We start from the raw sequence: 15,806 nt of genomic DNA on the forward strand, positions 1-15,806 counted from the left end.
GTACAATACAGTCTGAATTGTACAGATTATCCCCAAGGCTGAATTTTCCCGCGATCAAATAATAAAACACCTTTTCGTTCCAGCTGATCACCGCATCCTTACCCACGACGATTTTGCCTCGTTGATACATCCTGGTGAATTTTTTGTATATACTGCCTGCAGTACAAAAACAGGGTTTGCATGCCTCAACGCGTTATAAGCTTGAGCATATCCTCATTCAGATGCCGTTATGATGGGTTACACACGCCAATGAGTCAGTCCGACAAGATGAGCCCGACGAAATTCTCCCTGCTTCCAGGGAGCATCACGCGTTTCTTCCTTCTTATGATCATTGTCCTGCTGGTGACGATGGGCGTGATGATTCAGAGCGCAGTTAACGCATGGCTGAAAGACAAGAGCTACCAGATTGTCGATATGACACATGCCGTACATAAGCGCATTGATACCTGGCGCTACACCACCTGGCAAATCTACGACAACATTGCCGCTTCCAGTACCAACGCCGCTCCCGGCGACGGCCTTCAGGAAACTCGGCTGAAGCAGGACGTCTATTATCTGGAAAAACCACGGCGTAAAACCGAAGCGCTGATTTTCGGTTCTCACGACAGCGCGACGCTCGACATTACCCAGCGAATGTCGACTTATCTCGATACCCTATGGGGCGCAGAAAATGTGCCGTGGTCGATGTACTACCTTAACGGTCAGGACAACAGCCTGATCCTTATCTCTACGCTACCGCTCAAAGATCTCTCTTCTGGCTTTAAAGAATCGACGGTGGGCAGCATTGTTGACTCGCGTCGCGCCGAGATGCTCCAGCAAGCCAACACGCTGGATGAACGTGAAACCTTCTCATCATTACGCCGCCTGGCCTGGCAGAACGGACGCTACTTTACGCTGCGTACCACCTTTAATCAGCCGGGGCACCTGGCGACCGTCGTGGCGTTCGATTTGCCGATCAACGACCTGGTTCCGCCGACCATGTCGCTGGACAGCTTCCGTCTGGAGCCCGATCCGGCGCAGAATGCCCAGCGCAGCCAGGAGAAAGATCCGGGCGACAGCGTTGCCATCAACTTTAATAGCTCACGCATTGAGATTACCTCGGCGCTGAACACCACCGGTATGCGCCTGGTGTGGCAGGTGCCGTTTGGCACCCTGTTGCTGGATACCTTCCAGAACATCATGCTACCGCTGCTGCTGAACATTGGCCTGCTGGCGCTGGCGCTGTTTGGCTACTCCACCTTCCGTAATCTGCCTACGTGTGGCAGCACCAGCAGCAGCGTGTCTTCAAGCGGCACCAATAATGAGCTGCGCGTGCTCCGAGCAATTAATGAAGAAATTGTCTCTTTATTACCGCTGGGGTTGCTGGTACACGACCAGGAATCGAACCGCACGGTCATCAGCAATAAAATTGCCGACCATCTGCTGCCGCACCTCAACCTGCAGAACATCACCAGCATGGCGGATCAGCATCAGGGGGTGATTCAGGCCACCATCAATAACGAACTGTATGAGATTCGCCAGTTCCGCAGTCAGGTATCGCCGCGTACACAGATTTTCATCATCCGCGATCAGGACCGTGAAGTGCTGGTGAACAAGAAACTCAAACAGGCGCAAAGACTGTACGAGAAAAACCAGCAGGGCCGCGCCGCGTTTATGCAGAACATCAGCGACACGCTGAAACAACCGATCAAGGCATTAGCAAACGAAGCCAGCCACATCGATACCCCGGACAGCCAGCGACTGGCAAACCACGCCGATCTGCTGGTACGGCTGGTGGACGAAATTCAGCTGGCGAATATGCTGGAAAATGACAGCTGGAAAGGCTCCTCCACGCAATTCTCGCTTCAAGAGCTGATCGATGAAGTGGTGCCGGAGGTATTGCCATCGATCAAACGTAAAGGGCTGCAGCTGTTAATCAACAACCAGGTCCCGGCCAAAGAGCAGCGCCACGGCGACCGCGACGCGCTACGCCGGATCCTGCTGCTGTTGATTCAGTATGCAGTCACCACTACCCAGATAGGCAAAATTACCCTTGAGATCAGCGCTGAGGAGTCGGCGGAAGAGCGCTTAACCTTCCGCATTCTCGACACCGGTAGCGGCGTATCGCATGGCGAAATCGACAATCTGCACTTCCCGTATCTTAACGACACCCAGTCGGATCGCTACGGTAAGGCCAATGCCCTCACCTTCTGGCTGTGCGATCAGCTGGCGCGTAAGCTTGGCGGTCATCTGAATATTAAGGCGCGAGAATCGCTGGGGACCCGCTATACGCTACACGTGAAAATGCCGGTGCGCGAAGAAGACGCAGAGGTGGAAGAACTGCTGCTTGATGACGTGGTCGCCATGGTGGATATCACCTCTAACGAAATCCGCAATATTGTCACGCGTCAGCTGGAAAGCTGGGGGGCAACCTGCATCAGCCCGGATGAGCGCGCAACAAGTCAAGAATTTGATCTGTTTTTAACTGATAATCCGTCTAATCTTACTGCTTCCGGATTGCTTTTAAGCGATGATGAGGCTGGAGTACGCCAAATTGGCCCTGGTCAACTGCGCGTCAACTTTAACATGAGTAACGCTATGCAGGATGCCGTGCTCCAGCTGATTGAAGAGCAGCTGGCGCAGGAAGAAGTCTCGGAATCACCATTGGGTGGTGATGAAAACGCCGAGCTTCAGGCCAGCGGCTATTATGCGCTGTTTGTTGATACGGTTCCGGAAGATGTTAGCAGGCTGTATACTGAATCCGCAGCAAAGGACTTTGCCGCACTGGCACAGACAGCTCACCGCCTTAAGGGTGTGTTTGCCATGCTAAATCTGGTACCTGGCAAGCAGTTATGTGAAACGCTTGAACATCTTATTCGTGAGAAAGATGCATCCAGCATAGAAAAATACATCAGCGACATTGACGCCTACGTCAAGAGCTTGCTGTAGCAAGGTAGCCTTTACATGAACAATATGAACGTAATTATTGCCGATGACCATCCGATTGTGCTGTTCGGGATTCGTAAATCCCTGGAACAGATTGAATGGGTAAACGTTGTAGGCGAATTTGAAGACTCCACCGCGCTAATTAACAACTTACCAAAACTTGATGCCCACGTGCTGATCACCGACCTCTCCATGCCTGGAGACAAGTACGGCGATGGCATTACGCTGATTAAGTACATCAAGCGCCATTTCCCTGGACTGGCGATTATCGTACTGACCATGAACAACAACCCGGCCATTCTGAGCGCCGTGCTGGATCTGGATATCGAAGGGATTGTGCTGAAGCAAGGCGCCCCGACGGATCTGCCAAAAGCGCTGGCAGCCCTGCAGAAAGGGAAGAAATTTACCCCGGAAAGCGTTTCTCGTCTGCTGGAGAAAATCAGCGCTGGCGGCTACGGCGACAAACGCCTGTCGCCGAAAGAGAGTGAAGTTCTGCGTCTGTTCGCCGAAGGTTTCCTGGTGACCGAAATTGCCAAGAAGCTGAACCGCAGCATTAAAACCATCAGTAGCCAGAAAAAATCGGCAATGATGAAGCTGGGCGTGGAAAACGACATCGCGCTGCTGAACTACCTCTCCTCCGTGACGCTGTCGCCGTCAGACAAAGACTAAACCTTGTTGCCTGTCGGGCCTGCTTTCCGTAGGCCCGATAAGCGCAGCGCCATCGGGCAACCTCGCACAAATTGCCGGATAGCGGCGTTGCCTTATCCGGCCTACCAACAAAATCCCTTACTCTCGCGCTTTACGCACTCTTGCGGCATACACCGTCAGCGTTTGTTTCAACACGTCCAACGTTACCGGCTTCGACAGGCAGCTATCCATACCCGACTCCAGGCAACGCTGCTTCTCTTCTGCCAGCGCGTTTGCCGTCACGCCGACAACCGGTAGCGTCAGCCCCAGTTGGCGAATGCGCTGCGTCAGACGATAACCGTCCATATTCGGCATGTTCACGTCGCTCAGCACAATATCGATATGGTTCTTACTCAGCACGTTCAGCGCGTCAACGCCATCGTTGGCGGTCTTGCACTGATAACCTAACGATCCCAGCTGATCGGCCAACAGACGACGGTTAATCGGATGATCGTCGACCACCAGGATCATCATATCGTCGTTGCTGTCCTCCGGAGCTTCCGGCGTCGATTGCAGTTCTTCCACGCCGCCTGTCGCCACCTTAACCCGATAAATGCGCCCCAGCAGGCTCATCAATTCATGTGGTGAAACGATGCTGTGCACCCATTGTCCCGGCGCGAACTCCTGCGGAATGCCGATATGTCGACGGCAGAAGACCACCGCCGCTCTGCCTGCCCACGGCTGTGAGAGCTCATCATCGGTGATTAACACATCATCCGGCGCTGGCGTTTCGCCGTCATAAATCCGCACGTCCATGCCGTGGAAAGCGAGCAGCGACTGAATAAAATCAGCCAGCGAAGCGTTACGCACCGCCAGCCAGCAGCGAATCTTCGCCAGACCGTCAATCTCCAGCGGCGTGGCGTCCTGCTCGCCGTACAGCGGAATACGCAGCGTAAACTGGCTGCCCATGCCCGGTTCGGTATCGACGGCAATATCGCCGTCCATCATATTGACCAGCTTTTCACAAATTGCCAGCCCCAGCCCGGTTCCCTGGAAATTACGCTGCACGCCTGTCCCCACCTGGAAGAACGGGTCAAACAACCGCACCACCTCTTTGGCCGGGATCCCAACACCGGTATCGCGGATACTGATGCTCAGATAGTACCCTTCCCGCTTGAGATGCAGCACGATGCAGCCGATATCGGTGAACTTAATGGCGTTGCTCAGCAGGTTGGAAATCACCTGCTGAAGGCGCATTGGGTCGCCCATCAGCTTCGTCGGTACATCCGGCTCGATAAAGCAGTACATTCCCAGCTGTTTTCTGACCACCAGCGGCAGATAGTTGGCGGTGATGTGGTTCATCACCTCCTTCGGTGAGAATTCGCGCGGCTCAATTTTTAGCTGCTCGGACTCAATTTTCGAGAAGTCGAGAATATCGCTGATGATTTTCAGCAGCAGCCCGGAAGAGTTATTCATCGCCGTCACCAGGCGGTCAACGCCCTTCGGCAGCTCTTTGGTTTGCAACAGGTCCAGGTTACCGATAATCCCGTACAGCGGCGTACGCAGCTCATGGCTGACGGTGGCCAGGAACATCGATTTCGACTGGCTGGCCTGTTCAGCCGCCTGTGCCATCTCCTGTAGCGACTCTTCCATTTTGACGCGCGAACTGACGTCCACCAGCACGCAGATCGCCACGTTTTCGTTGCGATAGCGCGAATGCACGAAGCTGATTTGCAGGTTGGTATTGTTGCTGGTCAGCACGTCGACGAAGTTCACCTGCTGGCCGCAGATTATCTGCGTCAGCCTCTGGCGGTCTTCGTGGGTCAGCATATTGAGATAATTGTGCGCCAGCTCGTTACTCAGGATATTGGTTCCGTCCTGGGTACGCAGAATACAGATCCCTACCGGCGCCGAAGCGACGATTTTACGGTTGAACTGCTCGTGCTCTTCCAGACGTAATGCGTCAGATTCAGCGGGTAAGAAAATTCGCCGCTCGTACATCCGCGCCATGGTAAACAGCGCGATACCGGTGAGCAGGTTCAACAGCAGTGCATTAAGCACCAGAATACGAATACGCTCCAGGACAGCGTCCAGCGGTACTGAATAGACAATGCTCAATGACGAAGGTGCCAGCGTTTTCTTCAGCACCAGCTCACGATATCCGGCGGTGTAGCCAAACCACAGCCGTTCCTGCATCCCGCGCGTGCTGATACGCAGACGTGTATCCGGCCCGGCCAGCGAGATCAGCGTATTGCCATTATCATCAAGAATCGACACGCCCATGGGCATGCTGCCCGGAGTAAAGAAGTTTTCTGCGCGGATGGTTTGCTCCACGCCCAGCAGTGCCTGCAGGCGGTTAGCCAGATAAACCGGCGTCAACGCATAGAAGTAACCAACGCTATGGCGCGGCCCCTGTCCGACCCAGAACAGATTGCCGCCGCGATCGTCCTGCGGCGCGTTGCGGTAGTCCATAATGCGCTGGTGCAGCTCTTTCAGCGCTTCGGTACGCTCAACCGGCATTTCGCGCAGGCCAAAGTTGGCCATACAGAGATTGTCGCTGCCGATCAGAAAGACACGATTAAGGTCATAAGCCGCCGAGAAATTTTCACGCCAGTAGCGCAGGAACCAGGCAAGCGACTCCAGCGGCCCACGCCAGGTGGTATCGAGCGCGCCGCAGTCGGAGTCAGAGAATAGCGGCTCAAAATCCGGCACGTCAGAACTGTCTTTTGAGGAAATGGCGGGCAACACGCCGTTGGCGGCGGTTAAGCGGTTTTCCGCAATGTACTTCAGCTCCTTTATCACATCGGAGGTTCGCTGGAAGTAGCGCTGCGCCTGATCGGAATTGAGGTTAAATTCCTGGCGGATTTCAGACTCTTTCTGATGCAGAGCATTCACAATATAGAACACCGACACCAGCGCGATAAGCAGCCAGAGCAGCAGCGCCAAAGCCCGGAACAGGTAGCGTGAGACTTTCAGCGTTGTGCGAAAGGAGACAAGATATTTCAAGTTGACGAAACTCCGCCGTCAATGGCAAACAGGATGTGGTTAAGGTAGCGGTAAAAGACTTTTACCGCAATGTTAATGAAAAAAGGGCCGGTTCTCACCAGCCCTTTCGCAACGTCATATCACGATTACTCGTCTGCGTCGTCCGCAACGTCGTCATCGCTGTCGGTTTCCGGCGCGATTTCATCATCGCCTTCCGCCACGCTACCGTCGATAGCGTCCAGCTCTTCGTCGTCAACCGGCTCGGCCACGCGCTGCAGACCCACCACATTTTCATCTTCCGCCGTACGGATGAGGATCACGCCCTGGGTGTTACGCCCTACCACGCTAACTTCCGATACGCGAGTACGCACCAGGGTGCCCGCATCGGTAATCATCATGATCTGGTCGCAGTCGTCAACCTGTACCGCGCCCACGACGGAGCCGTTACGCTCGGTCACTTTGATAGAGATAACGCCCTGCGTCGCACGCGACTTGGTCGGATACTCTTCAGCAGCGGTACGTTTACCGTAGCCGTTCTGGGTCACGGTCAGGATGGCGCCTTCGCCGCGCGGAATAATCAGCGACACAACGCTGTCTTTTTCCGCCAGCTTAATACCACGTACGCCGGTCGCGGTACGACCCATCGCACGCACGGCATCTTCTTTAAAGCGCACCACTTTACCTGCGGCGGAGAACAGCATGACTTCATCGGTTCCGGAAGTCAGGTCAACGCCAATCAGCTCGTCGCCTTCGTTCAGGTTCACCGCGATAATACCGGCAGAACGCGGACGGCTGAACTCGGTCAGCGCCGTTTTCTTCACGGTACCGCTGGCGGTCGCCATAAAGACGTTCACGCCCTCTTCGTACTCGCGAACCGGCAGGATAGCGGTGATACGTTCGTTCGCTTCCAGCGGCAGCAGGTTGACGATCGGACGGCCACGTGCGCCGCGGCTGGCTTCCGGCAGCTGATAGACCTTCATCCAGTACAGACGTCCACGGCTGGAGAAGCAGAGGATCGTATCGTGGGTGTTGGCCACCAGCAGGCGGTCGATAAAGTCTTCTTCTTTAATACGGGCTGCTGACTTGCCTTTACCGCCACGACGCTGAGCTTCGTAATCGGTAAGCGGCTGATACTTGACGTAACCCTGGTGAGACAGCGTCACGACAACATCTTCCTGGCTGATCAGATCTTCGATATTAATATCGGCGCTGTTGGCGGTGATTTCGGTACGACGCTCGTCACCGAACTGTTCGCGAACCAGCTCCAGCTCTTCGCGGATCACTTCCATCAGACGCTCGGCGCTGCCCAGAATGTGCAGCAGTTCAGCGATCTGTTCCAGCAGCTCTTTGTATTCGTCGAGCAGTTTTTCATGCTCAAGGCCGGTCAGTTTCTGCAGACGCAGATCCAGAATCGCCTGTGCCTGCTGCTCGGTCAGGTAGTATTTACCGTCGCGTACGCCAAACTCAGGTTCCAGCCATTCCGGACGCGCAGCGTCGTCGCCCGCACGTTCCAGCATCGCGGAAACGTTGCCCAGATCCCACGCCTGTGCCACCAGGCCCGCTTTCGCTTCGGCCGGCGTTGGCGCGCGACGGATCAGTTCAATGATCGGGTCGATGTTCGCCAGCGCAACCGCCAGCGCTTCAAGGATGTGCGCACGGTCGCGTGCTTTACGCAGTTCGAAAATGGTACGGCGAGTCACCACTTCACGACGGTGACGCACGAAGGCGGCGATAATATCTTTCAGGTTCATGATCTTCGGCTGACCATGGTGCAGCGCAACCATGTTGATACCGAAGGAGACCTGCAGCTGAGTCTGGGAGTAGAGGTTGTTCAGCACCACTTCCCCGACCGCGTCGCGTTTCACTTCAATCACGATGCGCATACCGTCTTTATCAGACTCGTCACGCAGCGCGCTGATGCCTTCAACGCGTTTATCTTTTACCAGTTCGGCGATTTTCTCGATCAGGCGCGCTTTGTTCACCTGATACGGAATTTCGTGCACGATGATGGTTTCACGACCGTTTTTCGGGTCAACTTCCACTTCCGCGCGCGCGCGAATGTACACTTTGCCGCGACCGGTGCGATAGGCCTCTTCAATTCCGCGACGGCCATTAATAATGGCGGCAGTCGGGAAATCCGGACCCGGGATGTGTTCCATCAGGCCTTCAATAGTGATGTCTTCATTATCGACATAGGCCAGACAGCCGTTGATCACTTCCGTCAGGTTGTGCGGCGGAATGTTGGTCGCCATACCTACGGCGATACCGGACGAACCGTTAACCAGCAGGTTAGGAATTTTGGTCGGCATGACGTCCGGAATTTTTTCCGTGCCGTCATAGTTGTCCACGAAATCCACCGTCTCTTTTTCGAGATCGGCCATCAGTTCGTGAGCAATTTTCGCCAGACGGATTTCCGTATAACGCATTGCCGCGGCGGAGTCGCCGTCGATTGAACCGAAGTTCCCCTGGCCATCCACCAGCATGTAGCGCAGCGAGAACGGCTGGGCCATACGAACGATGGTGTCATATACCGCGGAGTCGCCGTGCGGGTGGTATTTACCGATCACGTCACCAACGACACGGGCTGATTTTTTGTAGGCTTTGTTCCAGTCATTGCCCAATACGTTCATGGCGTAAAGTACGCGACGGTGTACCGGCTTCAGGCCATCTCGGACATCCGGCAGCGCACGGCCAACAATGACCGACATCGCATAATCCAGATAAGAGTTCTTAAGCTCTTCCTCAATGTTGACCGGTGTAATTTCTCTCGCAAGGTCGCTCATCTAACCGCTATCCCTCTACTGTATTCCCGGATTCAAAGGTCGCAAATTATAACACATTAGCGTAAAGACAGGTAAACCCATTAGCACCTGCCAGACGCTTTATTCGCGCGTCGGTGCTGATATACTCGCAGACAATAATGAAATAAGGAGCAGGAACACCCATGAATGCCGAAAAAGCTGCGGTAGCGCATAACGTTGACCACGAAGAGATCGCCAAATTCGAGGCCGTCGCGTCACGCTGGTGGGATCTGGAAGGCGAATTTAAGCCTTTGCACCGCATTAACCCGCTGCGTCTGGGCTATATCGCCGAACGTTCTGGCGGCCTGTTCGGTAAAAAGGTGCTCGATGTTGGCTGCGGCGGCGGCATTCTGGCCGAAAGCATGGCGCGTGAGGGCGCGACGGTCACCGGGTTAGATATGGGCTTTGAGCCGCTGCAGGTCGCGAAACTGCACTCACTGGAAACCGGCATTCCCGTCGAATACGTCCAGGAGACGGTTGAAGAGCACGCTGCAAAGCATGCCGGTCAGTATGATGTGGTGACCTGCATGGAGATGCTCGAACACGTGCCGGATCCGCAGTCGGTGGTGAAAGCCTGCGCGCAGCTGGTAAAACCCGGCGGCCAGGTGTTCTTCTCTACTCTTAACCGTAACGGCAAGTCCTGGCTGATGGCGGTCGTCGGCGCGGAATACATTCTGCGCATGGTGCCGAAGGGGACGCACGATGTGAAGAAATTCATCAAGCCCGCCGAACTGCTGAGCTGGGTTGACCAGACCGTGCTGAAAGAGCGCCATATGATTGGTCTGCACTACAACCCAATCACCAACAGCTTCAAGCTAGCGCCGGGCGTTGACGTTAACTATATGCTGCACACCACGGCAAAAGCCGAATAAGCAGCCAACACGCTTTGTAGGCCGGATAAGACGCGTCAGCGTCGCCATCCGGCAATGATTCCGACAGCAATGCCTGATGGCGCTTCGCTTATCAGGCCTACCAATCATGAGTATTGTCACTACGACTAAATTGCGCTGCATCATTTGCGCAATTTCCCCCTTCGTCGAAGAAATCAGCACTCGATCAAATTTTCATTTTTTTTTGCATATTATTGACATCCCCGCCAGCCCTTATGCGCCGTGGACTTAGCCTTTTTTACGCTTTATCAACCTCAATTTAACGCCAAAATCAACCCTTGTACTCAAAAGAATCCAGACTAGAATACTCACCATATAGCGTTCAATTAATCAACGAACCCCTACATGTAGTATTTATCCACAGGTTTTACGACTACCGGAATTGTGGATAAATCGGGGGATATTTTCCTTTTCACGGACAGGTAAAAATCACATGAATCAGAGTCTGCTGGTGACGAAGCGTGACGGCCGCACAGAGCGCATTAACCTCGACAAAATTCATCGCGTGCTGGATTGGGCGGCGGAAGGGCTGCATAACGTGTCGATCTCTCAGGTCGAACTGCGTTCGCACATCCAGTTCTACGACGGAATTAAAACGTCTGACATTCATGAAACGATTATTAAGGCCGCTGCTGACCTGATCTCTCGCGAAGCGCCGGACTACCAGTACCTGGCCGCGCGTCTGGCGGTGTTCCACCTGCGTAAAAAAGCCTACGGCCAGTTCGAGCCGCCGGCGCTGTTCGACCACGTGAAAAACATGGTTGACCTGGGTAAATACGACAATCATCTGCTGGAAGACTATACGGAAGAAGAGTTCAAGCAGATGGACTCGTTTATCGTTCACGACCGTGACATGACCTTCTCCTACGCTGCCGTTAAGCAGCTGGAAGGCAAATACCTGGTTCAGAACCGCGTCACCGGCGAAATCTACGAGAGCGCGCAGTTCCTCTATATTCTGGTGGCGGCATGCCTGTTCTCTAACTACCCGCGTGAAACCCGTTTGAGCTACGTGAAGCGCTTCTACGATGCGGTTTCCACGTTCAAAATTTCGCTGCCGACGCCGATTATGTCCGGCGTGCGTACCCCAACCCGTCAGTTCAGCTCCTGCGTACTGATCGAGTGCGGCGACAGCCTGGACTCCATCAACGCCACCTCCAGCGCGATTGTGAAATACGTTTCCCAGCGTGCCGGCATCGGTATCAACGCTGGCCGCATTCGTGCGCTGGGTAGCCCGATTCGCGGCGGTGAAGCCTTCCACACCGGCTGCATCCCGTTCTACAAGCACTTCCAGACCGCGGTGAAATCCTGTTCGCAGGGCGGCGTGCGCGGCGGCGCGGCAACCCTCTTCTACCCAATGTGGCATCTGGAAGTGGAAAGCCTGCTGGTGCTGAAAAACAACCGCGGCGTTGAAGGTAACCGCGTGCGTCACATGGACTACGGCGTACAGATCAACAAGCTGATGTACACCCGTCTGCTGAAAGGCGGCGACATCACCCTGTTCAGCCCGTCCGACGTCCCGGGGCTGTACGATGCGTTCTTCGCCGACCAGGACGAATTTGAGCGTCTGTACGTGAAATACGAAAACGACGACAGCATCCGTAAACAGCGCGTGAAAGCGGTCGACCTGTTCTCGCTGATGATGCAGGAACGTGCCTCTACTGGCCGTATCTACATTCAGAACGTTGACCACTGCAACACCCATAGCCCGTTTGACCCGGCCGTTGCGCCAGTGCGCCAGTCTAACCTGTGCCTGGAAATCGCCCTGCCGACCAAACCGCTGGACGACGTTAACGACGAAAACGGCGAAATCGCCCTGTGTACGCTGTCGGCGTTCAACCTGGGCGCCATCGGCAGCCTTGCTGAACTGGAAGAGCTGGCCGTGCTGGCCGTGCGTGCGCTCGATGCCCTGCTGGATTACCAGGACTACCCGATTAAAGCCGCACAGCGCGGTGCGATGGGTCGTCGTACGCTGGGTATCGGCGTTATCAACTTCGCCTACTGGCTGGCCAAAAATGGTAAGCGCTACTCCGACGGCAGCGCCAACAACCTGACCCACCAGACTTTCGAAGCCATTCAGTACTACCTGCTGAAGGCCTCTAACGAGCTGGCGAAAGAGCAAGGCGCGTGCCCGTGGTTCAACGAAACCACCTATGCCCAGGGTATCCTGCCGATCGACACCTACAAGAAAGACCTGGATGCGATTACCAACGAGCCGCTGCACCTGGACTGGGAAGCGCTGCGTGAGTCCATCAAGACCCACGGCCTGCGTAACTCCACGCTCTCCGCGCTGATGCCGTCCGAGACCTCTTCGCAGATCTCCAACGCCACCAACGGCATTGAGCCGCCGCGCGGCTACGTGAGCATCAAAGCATCGAAAGACGGTATTCTGCGTCAGGTTGTGCCGGACTACGAACACCTGGGCAACGCCTACGAGCTGCTGTGGGAAATGCCGAACAACGATGGCTATCTGCAGCTGGTCGGCATTATGCAGAAGTTTATCGACCAGGCGATTTCCGCCAACACCAACTACGACCCGACGCGCTTCCCGTCAGGCAAAGTACCGATGCAGCAGCTGCTTAAAGACCTGCTGACCGCCTATAAATTTGGCGTGAAGACTCTGTACTATCAAAACACCCGCGACGGTGCGGAAGATGCGCAGGACGATCTGGTGCCGTCCATTCAGGACGATGGCTGCGAAAGCGGCGCCTGTAAGATCTAATAACGATTGCCGGGCAGCGCTACGCTGACCCGGCCTTGCTTTCCGTACCAACCAAAACCCTTTTCGGTGTACGGATTTATTTGCGATGATATTGTAAGCAGGTAAGTAAACGCCATCCGGCATTACTCTCCAGACAGGATTGACATCAATGGCATACACCACTTTTTCACAGACGAAAAACGATCAGCTCAAAGAGCCGATGTTCTTTGGCCAGCCGGTCAACGTGGCACGCTACGACCAGCAGAAATATGACATCTTCGAAAAGCTGATTGAAAAACAGCTCTCCTTCTTCTGGCGTCCGGAAGAAGTTGACGTGTCCCGCGACCGCATTGACTATCAGGCGCTGCCGGAACACGAAAAGCACATTTTCATCAGCAACCTGAAGTATCAGACCCTGCTGGACTCCATCCAGGGCCGTAGCCCGAACGTAGCGCTGCTGCCGCTGATCTCAATTCCTGAGCTGGAAACCTGGGTGGAGACGTGGGCGTTCTCCGAAACGATCCACTCTCGCTCCTACACCCACATCATCCGCAACATCGTCAACGATCCGGCGATTGTGTTTGATGACATCGTCACCAACGAACAGATTCAGAAACGTGCCGAAGGCATCTCCAGCTATTACGACGACCTGATCGAGATGACCAGCTACTGGCATCTGCTGGGCGAAGGCACTCACACCGTTAACGGTAAAACCGTGACCGTGAACCTGCGCGAGCTGAAGAAAAAGCTGTATATCTGCCTGATGAGCGTCAACGCGCTGGAAGCCATTCGCTTCTACGTCAGCTTTGCCTGCTCCTTCGCCTTCGCCGAGCGCGAGCTGATGGAAGGCAACGCCAAAATCATTCGTCTTATCGCCCGCGACGAAGCGCTGCACCTGACCGGCACTCAGCACATGCTGAACCTGCTGCGCAGCGGCGCGGATGACCCGGAAATGGCGGAAATTGCCGAAGAGTGCAAGCAAGAGTGCTACGACCTGTTCGTGCAGGCCGCCCAGCAGGAAAAAGAGTGGGCGGATTATCTGTTCCGCGACGGCTCAATGATTGGCCTGAACAAAGACATCCTGTGCCAGTACGTTGAGTACATCACCAATATCCGCATGCAGGCAGTCGGCCTGGATCTGCCGTTCCAGACACGCTCCAACCCGATTCCATGGATCAACACCTGGCTGGTGTCTGATAACGTGCAGGTCGCGCCGCAGGAAGTGGAAGTCAGCTCTTACCTGGTTGGGCAGATTGACTCGGAAGTCGATACTGACGATCTCAGCAACTTCCAGCTTTGATATGAGCCGCGTTTTTCTGCGCATCACTGGCACACGGTTGCTGTGCCAGGATGAACACCCGTCCCTGCTGGCGGCGCTGGAGTCTCACAATGTTGAGGTGGAGTACCAGTGTCGCGAAGGCTACTGCGGCTCCTGCCGCACGCGGCTGGTCTCCGGTCAGGTTGACTGGTTGACCGAACCGCTGGCCTTTATTCAGCCGGACGAAATTTTGCCCTGCTGCTGCAGGGCAAAAGGTGATATCGAAATTGAGATGTAACGGTTAGTGCACTTCGTGTGCGCTAACTAACGGCATCGCGCCACGGCGTTTCATCTGCGCGATATACAGCGCGCCCGCCAGCACCACCAGCACCGCGCCGACCAGGTAAATCGCCCGGTAGCCGACCCCTTCCACCATCAGCCCCATCACGAACGCGCCAATCGCCAGCCCGGCATCCATCGCGTTAAAGAACAGCGAGTTCGCCACGCCAATTTTATGCGGTTCAACCGAGCTGATAATCTGCGTCTGGAAGATGGGCGTTACCGAGCCGTAGCCGATGCCAATCAGCGCGCCAGCAAGAATCATCGACACGCTGCCGTGGGTATAGCCCAGTACCACCAGGCCGACGGTGAAAGCCAACAGGCAAGGATAGACCACATACTTCGGCCCTTTTCGGTCGCAAACGTTGCCGGTAAAGGCGCGGCAGATCATCAGGAACACCGCGTAACACAGCAGGAAGTTGCTGGCGGCGGCCATCAGGTCCAGCTCACGGGCATACAGCGCCAGGAAGGCCGAGACGCCAGCGTAGGAGAAGGTCATAAAGAAGGTGACCATGGCAAACGGCATCGCGGCTTTATCAAACATGGCGGAGAAGCCGAGCTTCGGCTGCGAACCGTCCGCATAACGAATCACCGGCGGTACACGGACAATCAATGACAACACAATACCAATCGCCGCCACCGCCGTACACATCCAGAACGCCTGGCTGAATGCGCTATGGCGCGCCATGTTCAGGCCAATCCACGGCCCCACGACCATCGCCAGCCCCATCGCTAAAGAGAAAAAGCTGATGCCCTCCCCACGTCGGGAGGCGGGTATCAACCGCGCGGAGATGGTCCCTTTTACCGTCGTAATAATCCCGAAGGTTATTCCGTGCAGCACGCGAATAAACAGCAGCGCTTCAATAGAATGGCAAAATGGATACAGCGCGGTGACAACCAAAAACGCCAGAGAGGAAAGCATCAGAATCGTTTTGTTCGAATATTTCCCCACCCACTGCCCGGCAAAGGGTCGCACAACAATCGCAGCGGCGAGGAAGCATGTGACCAACAGGCCGGCCTTATCGGCGGTGGCGTGCAGGGTATCGGCAATATAAATAGGGAGTAACGTCAGGAGGACATAAAACACGAAGAAAATAATAAAGCTAATAATCGTGATGGCCCAAAAATCTTTAGTCCATAATTTTTCTTTCATTGATTGGCAACCTTGTCCCTACGGCGCGCAGCAATGCATTCACCTTGAATATATAAATTCAATAATGCATCACCAATAAAAATAATCGCGTGCGTAATTTTGTGATTAAGTCCGTTGAAAAATAATAGGC

At 54.8% G+C, this 15,806-nt stretch carries 9 protein-coding genes; 6 read left to right on the plus strand and 3 right to left on the minus strand.

The annotated features are described in order from the left end of the window. Positions 1 to 249: 249 nt before the first annotated feature. Positions 250 to 2,928: a phosphotransferase RcsD gene (gene rcsD / locus NNN71_RS18660; protein ID WP_271459091.1), complete on the plus strand. Its 2,679-nt coding sequence runs from the start codon at positions 250 to 252 to the stop codon at positions 2,926 to 2,928. A gap of 15 nt (positions 2,929 to 2,943) precedes the next feature. Then, positions 2,944 to 3,594, plus strand: coding sequence for a response regulator transcription factor RcsB (gene rcsB / locus NNN71_RS18665; protein ID WP_064544005.1), 651 nt, complete (start codon positions 2,944 to 2,946; stop codon positions 3,592 to 3,594). 117 nt (positions 3,595 to 3,711) lie between these two features. On the opposite strand, the gene rcsC is transcribed toward rcsB, so the two are convergent. Next, positions 3,712 to 6,558, minus strand: coding sequence for a two-component system sensor histidine kinase RcsC (gene rcsC / locus NNN71_RS18670; protein ID WP_223803020.1), 2,847 nt, complete (start codon positions 6,556 to 6,558; stop codon positions 3,712 to 3,714). A 125-nt stretch (positions 6,559 to 6,683) separates the two neighbouring features. Continuing rightward, positions 6,684 to 9,320, minus strand: coding sequence for a DNA topoisomerase (ATP-hydrolyzing) subunit A (gene gyrA / locus NNN71_RS18675; RefSeq protein ID WP_163449035.1), 2,637 nt, complete (start codon positions 9,318 to 9,320; stop codon positions 6,684 to 6,686). Between the two features lie 161 nt (positions 9,321 to 9,481). On the opposite strand from gyrA, the gene ubiG reads away from it, so the two are divergent. The 4 genes from ubiG to yfaE all read left to right on the plus strand — a co-directional run bounded on the left by ubiG (position 9,482) and on the right by yfaE (position 14,482). After that, positions 9,482 to 10,210 carry a bifunctional 2-polyprenyl-6-hydroxyphenol methylase/3-demethylubiquinol 3-O-methyltransferase UbiG gene (ubiG, locus tag NNN71_RS18680; RefSeq protein ID WP_064543999.1) on the plus strand — a complete coding sequence of 243 codons (729 nt, stop codon included), beginning with the start codon at positions 9,482 to 9,484 and terminating at the stop codon, positions 10,208 to 10,210. A 451-nt stretch (positions 10,211 to 10,661) separates the two neighbouring features. Then, entirely contained in the window at positions 10,662 to 12,947 is a 2,286-nt protein-coding gene (gene nrdA / locus NNN71_RS18685; protein ID WP_064543997.1) for a class 1a ribonucleoside-diphosphate reductase subunit alpha, read from the plus strand. Between the two features lie 148 nt (positions 12,948 to 13,095). Next, entirely contained in the window at positions 13,096 to 14,226 is a 1,131-nt protein-coding gene (gene nrdB, locus NNN71_RS18690; protein WP_163449036.1) for a class Ia ribonucleoside-diphosphate reductase subunit beta, read from the plus strand. Position 14,227: 1 nt separating this feature from the next. Continuing rightward, a complete protein-coding gene (yfaE, locus tag NNN71_RS18695; RefSeq protein WP_106924348.1) occupies positions 14,228 to 14,482 on the plus strand; it encodes a class I ribonucleotide reductase maintenance protein YfaE in 255 nt (84 codons plus the stop codon). A 3-nt stretch (positions 14,483 to 14,485) separates the two neighbouring features. Here the strand turns inward: yfaE and NNN71_RS18700 are convergent, their stop codons facing one another. After that, positions 14,486 to 15,676, minus strand: coding sequence for an MFS transporter (locus NNN71_RS18700; protein ID WP_271459092.1), 1,191 nt, complete (start codon positions 15,674 to 15,676; stop codon positions 14,486 to 14,488). Positions 15,677 to 15,806: the final 130 nt, after the last annotated feature.

Source organism: Kluyvera sp. Awk 3 (assembly GCF_028069715.1).
GTDB classification, from domain to species: domain Bacteria; phylum Pseudomonadota; class Gammaproteobacteria; order Enterobacterales; family Enterobacteriaceae; genus Kluyvera; species Kluyvera georgiana_A.

What these genes read in the sequence shown, in the direction of transcription:
- nrdA (WP_064543997.1), top strand. Translation starts at nt 10,662, where the DNA reads ATGAATCAGAGTCTGCTGGTGACGAAGCGTGACGGCCGCACAGAGCGC.
- rcsB (WP_064544005.1), top strand. Translation starts at nt 2,944, where the DNA reads ATGAACAATATGAACGTAATTATTGCCGATGACCATCCGATTGTGCTG.
- gyrA (WP_163449035.1), bottom strand. Translation starts at nt 9,320, where the DNA reads ATGAGCGACCTTGCGAGAGAAATTACACCGGTCAACATTGAGGAAGAG.
- yfaE (WP_106924348.1), top strand. Translation starts at nt 14,228, where the DNA reads ATGAGCCGCGTTTTTCTGCGCATCACTGGCACACGGTTGCTGTGCCAG.
- nrdB (WP_163449036.1), top strand. Translation starts at nt 13,096, where the DNA reads ATGGCATACACCACTTTTTCACAGACGAAAAACGATCAGCTCAAAGAG.
- rcsD (WP_271459091.1), top strand. Translation starts at nt 250, where the DNA reads ATGAGTCAGTCCGACAAGATGAGCCCGACGAAATTCTCCCTGCTTCCA.
- NNN71_RS18700 (WP_271459092.1), bottom strand. Translation starts at nt 15,676, where the DNA reads ATGAAAGAAAAATTATGGACTAAAGATTTTTGGGCCATCACGATTATT.
- ubiG (WP_064543999.1), top strand. Translation starts at nt 9,482, where the DNA reads ATGAATGCCGAAAAAGCTGCGGTAGCGCATAACGTTGACCACGAAGAG.